The following is a 1,909-nucleotide window of genomic DNA, read 5'->3' on the forward strand; positions in this document are numbered from 1 at the left end:
GTCCGGCGCAGATCCTCGGGTTGATGCGCCACTTCGACCTCGCGGTCGGCATGCGCCTGCACTTCCTGATCTTCGCGGCCATGATGGGCACGCCGTTCCTGCCGCTGCCGTACGCCGGAAAGGTCTTCGACCTGGCCCAGCGGCTCGGCGTGCCGGCGCTGCGCGGCGTGGAACGGGAGGTCGAGGGCCCGCTGCTGGCCGAGGTGGACCGGCTGTGGGACGAGCGGGCGGCGCGGGCCGACGAGACCGCGCGCCGGGTGGCGGAGGTCTGCGAGCAGGCGCGGGGCACCTCGCAGGTGACCCGCAGCGTGCTGGACAGCATCCGGGCCCGGTCCCTGACCCCGGCGGTGTGAGCCGGGTCGTCAGACCGCCGGGCCACGCCAGGCGTAGACCCACTCCCGGCCCGGCTGGTCGTCCGACTCCAGCTCGTAGATCTGTGCCTCCGCGAGCCCGTTGGACCCGAGGTGGTGGTGGGTCAGCGGGGGACGGCCGTTGCTGTCCAGCTCGACGGTGACGGTCTCGCCGTCGGCCGCGCCGCCCACCAGGGGGATCTGCACCGTGGAAGCCATGCGCCCATCCTGCCCCGGCCGGCCCGCCCGCGCAGGGGATCACGCGGGGCAGCGAACCGGGCACCGTGCGTACTAGGGTCCGGGGATGGCGCACCCGACGATCGATCCGACTCTCGGTCCGGTCCTCGCCCGTACGGGCGGCGAACGGGCGATCCTCGACGCGTTCCTCGACTTCCACCGGAGCACCGTGCTGCGCAAGGTTCGCGGCCTGACCGACGCCGACGCCAGCCGGCGTCTGGTGCCCTCGCTGACCACCCTGGCCGGGCTGCTCAAGCACCTGACGGTGGTCGAGGGGAACTGGTTCCGCCGCCTGTTCGCCCCGGAGCCGGGCGACGTCTACCTCACCTCCCAGGCCGACGCCGACGCCAGCTTCGCGCTGCGCCCCGGCGACACGGTCGAGACGCTCGCCGCCGCGTACGAGGCGGCCTGCGACGAATCCCGGCGGGTCGCCGCGCGGTTCGACCTCGACCACGTGGTGCCGCACCCGCAACTCGGCGAGGTGTCGCTGCGCTGGGTGCTGGTGCACCTGATCGAGGAGACCGCCCGGCATGCCGGGCACGCGGACATCCTGCGCGAGCTGACCGACGGCGAGACCGGCGCGATCTGACGCCTCAGGCCCGGGGCAGCAGCCCGTCCGGATACTCCATCCCGTCGTGCGTACAGGCCGCGGCGGCCACCCGGGCGGCGTACCGGGCCGCGTCGAGCACGTCCGCGCCGCGCAGCCGGGCGGCGATCACCCCGGCCGCGAACGCGTCCCCGGCGCCGTTGGTGTCCACCACCGGCCCCGGCGGGGTGGCGGCTGGCACGTGCGCCGGCGGCGCGCCGGGGGTGTGCAGCGTCGCGCCGGCCGCGCCGCCGGTGACCAGCACCGTGCGCGGCGCCAGCTCGGCCGCCTCCTTCGCGGCCCGCTCGCCGAGCCGGGTGTCGCTGACGAAGACCAGGTCCGCGATCCGGGCGAACGGACGGTGGTAGTCGTTGTCGCCGTCCCAGTCGTGCAGGTCGGTGGAGACCGACGTGGCGGCGCGCAGCACCGGCAGCGAGTCCCGGGCCCAATCCATGATCGACAGGTGGACGTGGGTCGCCTCGGCCACGAGCGCGGCCAGCTCCGCGTCGGCGAACGGCGCCGGCCCCGACCACGGGCGCGGGTCGTGCAGCGACATCCGCCGCCCGGCCGGGTCGACCAGGTTCACCGAGCGGCGGGTGCCGGCCGGCGCGTCCGCGAGCGTGGTCCGCACCGAGGTACGCGCCAGCGCCGCCCGCACCACGTCACCTGCCGGGTCGGCGCCCAGCACGTCGACGAGCGCCACCCGCAGGCCGAGCGCGTGCGCGTCGGTGATCAT

Annotated in this window: 4 protein-coding genes; 2 read left to right on the top strand and 2 right to left on the bottom strand. The window is 75.4% G+C overall.

What is annotated here, in order from left to right; translation table 11 throughout:
• On the top strand, positions 1-353 hold a 353-nt coding region (locus tag KBX39_RS30090), incomplete at its 5' end, for a polysaccharide pyruvyl transferase family protein (RefSeq protein WP_210873790.1).
• 9 nt (positions 354-362) lie between these two features.
• Here the strand turns inward: KBX39_RS30090 and KBX39_RS30095 are convergent.
• Positions 363-569, bottom strand: coding sequence for a hypothetical protein (locus tag KBX39_RS30095; RefSeq protein ID WP_113972597.1), 207 nt, complete (start codon positions 567-569; stop codon positions 363-365).
• A gap of 85 nt (positions 570-654) precedes the next feature.
• Between KBX39_RS30095 and KBX39_RS30100 the strand changes: the two genes are divergently transcribed.
• On the top strand, positions 655-1,176 hold the full coding sequence (locus KBX39_RS30100) for a DinB family protein (protein ID WP_104113050.1): 522 nt from the start codon (positions 655-657) through the stop codon (positions 1,174-1,176).
• Between the two features lie 4 nt (positions 1,177-1,180).
• Here the strand turns inward: KBX39_RS30100 and KBX39_RS30105 are convergent.
• Positions 1,181-1,909, bottom strand: a 729-nt coding sequence (locus KBX39_RS30105; RefSeq protein WP_210873791.1) for a carbohydrate kinase family protein, incomplete at its 5' end; no start/stop codon positions are given.

The sequence above is a fragment of the Micromonospora sp. D75 genome (assembly GCF_018070405.1).
Lineage (GTDB): Bacteria > Actinomycetota > Actinomycetes > Mycobacteriales > Micromonosporaceae > Micromonospora > Micromonospora chalcea.

What these genes read in the sequence shown, in the direction of transcription:
- KBX39_RS30100 (WP_104113050.1), top strand. Translation starts at nt 655, where the DNA reads ATGGCGCACCCGACGATCGATCCGACTCTCGGTCCGGTCCTCGCCCGT.
- KBX39_RS30095 (WP_113972597.1), bottom strand. Translation starts at nt 569, where the DNA reads ATGGCTTCCACGGTGCAGATCCCCCTGGTGGGCGGCGCGGCCGACGGC.